The 3,611-nt window shown below is 68.2% G+C and carries 1 protein-coding gene; it reads left to right on the top strand.

Features of this window, described 5'->3' with window-relative positions; translation table 11 throughout:
- The coding region (locus VN856_RS26275) for an acyltransferase domain-containing protein (protein WP_325694779.1) at window positions 1-3,611 on the top strand (3,611 nt) is incomplete at both ends.

The raw sequence follows: 3,611 nt of genomic DNA, 5'->3' as shown, positions 1-3,611 counted from the left end.
ATCGGCTCGGACTTGGTGATGTCGGCCACCGCACGGCTGGCCGCGCCGAAGACGGTCTACGCGTTCCCGGGCCAGGGCATCCAGCACAAGGGCATGGGCATGGACGTCCGCGCCCGTTCCAAGGCCGCCCGCAAGGTGTGGGACGACGCGGACAAGTACACCCGCGAGACCCTTGGCTTCTCGATCCTGCATGTGGTGCGGGACAACCCGACCAGCCTGATCGCCAGCGGCGTGCACTACCAACACCCCGAGGGCGTGCTGTACCTCACCCAGTTCACTCAGGTCGCCATGGCGACTGTGGCCGCGGCGCAGGTCGCCGAGATGCGTGAGCAGGGTGCGTTCGTGGAAGACGCAATCGCATGCGGTCACTCCGTCGGTGAATACACGGCGCTGGCCTGCGTGAGCGATGTCTACGGGCTTGAAGCGTTGCTGGAGACGGTGTTTCAGCGCGGGTCGAACATGCATGACATCGTGCCGCGCGACGAGCTCGGCCGGTCCAACTACCGGCTGGCCGCAATCCGGCCGTCGCAGATCGATCTCGACGATGCCGACGTGCCGGAGTTCGTCGACGAGATCTCTCGGCGCACCGGGGAGTTCCTGCAGATCGTCAACTTCAACCTGCGCGGTGCGCAGTACGCGATCGCGGGCACGGTCCATGGCCTGGAGGCTCTCGAAGAAGAGGTGGAGCGCCGACGCGAAATCACCGGCGGCAAGCGGTCGTTCATCCTGGTGCCGGGCATCGACGTGCCGTTCCACTCCGAAGTACTGCGGGTCGGCGTCGCCGACTTCCGTCGCTCGCTGGAACGGGCTATGCCGCAGGGCAAAGACCCTGAAGTGATCATCGGGCGCTACATCCCCAACTTGGTGCCGCGGCCGTTCAGCCTGGAGCGTGACTTCATCCAGGAGATCCGGGATCTGGTGCCGGCCGAGCCGCTGGATGAGATCCTGGAGAACTACGACTACTGGCGCAACGAGCGTCCGTTCGACTTGGCGCGCACACTGATCATCGAGCTGCTGGCCTGGCAGTTCGCCAGCCCGGTGCGCTGGATCGAAACCCAGGATCTGCTGTTCACCGAGGAGGCCGCCGGCGGTCTGGGGGTGGAGCGGTTCGTCGAGATCGGCGTGAAATCGTCGCCGACGGTCGCCGGACTGGCCACCAACACCCTGAAGCTGCCCGAGTATGCCCACAGCACAGTCGAAGTGCTCAATGCTGAGCGCGACGCCGCGGTGCTGTTCGCCACCGACACCGACCCCGAGCCCGAGGACGTTCTCGAGGTCGAGGAGCCGACTGCCGATGCCCCCACGACAGAAGCCGCACCGGCACCCGCCGCTGCGCCGGTCGCCCCGTCCGGTGCGCCACGTCCCGATGACATCGGGTTCGATGCCGCCGACGCGACGCTGGCGTTGATCGCGCTGTCGGCCAAGATGCGCATCGACCAGATCGAGGAGTTGGACTCCATCGAGTCCATCACCGACGGTGCCTCCTCGCGGCGCAACCAGTTGCTGGTCGACCTGGGTTCCGAGCTGAACCTGGGCGCCATAGACGGCGCCGCCGAGGCCGACCTGGCCGGGTTGCGCGCTCAGGTCACCAAGCTGGCCCGCACCTACAAGCCTTACGGCCCGGTGCTTTCCGACGCGATCAACGACCAGTTGCGCACGATCCTGGGTCCGTCCGGTAAGCGGCCCGCGGCCATCGCCGAGCGGGTGACCAAGACCTGGGAGCTCGGCGAGGGATGGGTTAAGCACGTCACGGTCGAGGTGGCGTTGGGTACCCGCGAGGGCACCAGCGTCCGGGGTGGCGCAATGGGCAACCTGCACGAGGGCGCGCTGGCTGACGCCGCCGCCGTCGACAGCGTCGTCGACGCCGCCGTCACGGCGGTGGCCGCACGCCGCGGAATCGCGGTGGCCTTGCCGTCGACCGGTGGTGGTGGCGGCGGCGCGACGGTCGATGCGGCCGCACTGGGCGAATTCACCGAACAGATCACCGGCCGCGACGGTGTGCTCGCTTCCGCGGCCCGCCTGATCCTCGGCCAACTCGGGCTCGACGACCCGGTCAGCGTGCCGCCGGCGTCGACCGACGCCGAGCTGATCGACCTGGTCACCACCGAACTCGGCGCCGACTGGCCCCGGTTGGTGGCGCCGGTGTTCGACGGCAAGAAGGCTGTGGTGTTCGACGACCGATGGGCCAGCGCCCGTGAAGATCTGGTCAAGCTGTGGCTGATCGACGACGACGAGGCCAACGCCGATTGGGCGCGGCTGTCGGAGCGGTTCGAGGGCGCCGGCCATGTGGTGGCGACCCAGGCAACCTGGTGGCAGGGCAAGGCGCTGGCCGCCGGACGTCAGATCCACGCATCGCTGTACGGCCGCATCGCTGCCGGCGCGGAGAACCCGGATGCCGGTCGATACAGCGCTGAGGTCGCGGTGGTCACCGGCGCGTCGAAGGGCTCGATCGCCGCGTCGGTGGTCGGCAAGTTGCTCGACGGCGGTGCCACCGTCATCGCGACGACGTCGAAGCTCGACGACGAGCGGTTGGCGTTCTACCGGAATCTTTACCGCGACCACGCCCGCTTCGGTGCTTCGCTATGGGTGGTGGCGGCCAACATGGCGTCCTACTCCGACATCGATGCACTGGCCGAATGGATCGGCAACGAGCAGTCCGAAAGCCTTGGGCCGCAGTCGATGCACATCAAGGACGCGCAAACCCCGACCTTGCTGTTCCCGTTCGCCGCGCCGCGGGTGGTCGGCGACCTGTCCGAGGCGGGCTCGCGCTCGGAGATGGAAATGAAGGTGCTGCTGTGGGCCGTGCAGCGGCTGATCGGCGGCCTGTCCAAGATCGGCGCCGAGCGCGACATCGCCTCGCGCCTGCACGTGGTGCTGCCCGGCTCGCCCAACCGCGGCATGTTCGGCGGTGACGGCGCCTACGGCGAAGCCAAGTCGGCACTGGACGCCGTGGTGACCCGCTGGGGAGCCGAGTCGTCGTGGGCGCAGCGCGTCAGCCTCGCGCACGCGCTGATCGGGTGGACCCGCGGCACCGGGCTGATGGGGCATAACGACGCGATCGTCAGCGCCGTCGAAGAAGCCGGCGTCACAACGTATTCCACCGACGAGATGGCCGAGATGCTGCTCGGGCTGTGCGACATCGAGTCGCGGGCGGCCGCGGCCACCTCGCCGATCAAGGTGGACTTCACCGGGGGGCTCGGCGACGTCGAGCTGGACATGGCTGAGCTGGCCGCCAAGGCCCGCGAGGAGATGACCACCGAAACTGCCGTCGACGACGAGGCCGCCGACGAGGGGACCATCGCCGCGTTGCCCTCGCCGCCACGCGGTTTCAGCCCGGCCCCGCCGCCGGTGTGGGCCGACCTCGACGTCGACCCGTCCGAGTTGGTGGTCATCGTCGGCGGCGCGGAACTCGGCCCGTACGGCTCGTCGCGGACTCGCTTCGAGATGGAGGTCGACAACGAACTGTCGGCCGCCGGTGTGCTCGAATTGGCTTGGACCACAGGTCTGATCAAGTGGGAGGACGACCCGACACCGGGCTGGTATGACACCGAGTCCGGCGACTTGATCGACGAGGCCGAGTTGGTCGAGCGGTATCACGACGTCGTGGTTGA

This window comes from Mycobacterium sp. (genome assembly GCF_035603715.1).
GTDB lineage: Bacteria > Actinomycetota > Actinomycetes > Mycobacteriales > Mycobacteriaceae > Mycobacterium.
Note: the sequence above shows the minus strand (reverse complement) of the source record. Positions and strands in the feature narration are given on the sequence as shown.